General features: G+C 66.4%; 1 protein-coding gene. It reads left to right on the forward strand.

From position 1 onward, the window contains the following. Positions 1-277 precede the first annotated feature (277 nt). Positions 278-479 (forward strand): hypothetical protein (locus IG84_RS41440; RefSeq protein ID WP_157849018.1); only part of this gene is annotated, 202 nt, incomplete at its 3' end.

Genomic DNA, 479 nt, shown 5'->3' on the forward strand with positions numbered 1-479 from the left:
GGCGCTCATGCACTCGTACGCAGGCCTTCGGTGCTACAAGGGCACTGTCTACCCCGGGATCTGGGACGGCCTGGTAAGCGAAGAGGTGTTCTGGGACGTCTACCACCACATCACCGATCCCTCCCGCGCGACGTGGTCCGGCGGGGGCGCTTGCCACGACCTCACCGCCGGTCTGCGGTGCGGCCGCTGCGAAGTCCTGTTGGCTCCCCGGTACGCGGAGGGGCACCCGCCGGTATACCGCTGCAGCAAGTGCGGGAGGAAGATCCAAAAGAAGGCGGTGGACGAGCTGTTCATCGGCACATCAGATGACCTCGGCCTGGTGCTGGAGTATCTCGCCCGCGACGATATCTACGAGATCCTGCGTGCGCCGGACAGCGACGATGCCACCGTGCGGGAGGTCAAGGCTTCGCTGGCCAAGGCCCGCGCCGAGCGGGACAAGATGCGGAACGCGAAGGGTAGGACCCTCGCCGAGGTGCAAG

Source organism: Streptomyces ochraceiscleroticus (genome assembly GCF_000720485.1).
GTDB lineage: Bacteria > Actinomycetota > Actinomycetes > Streptomycetales > Streptomycetaceae > Streptomyces > Streptomyces ochraceiscleroticus.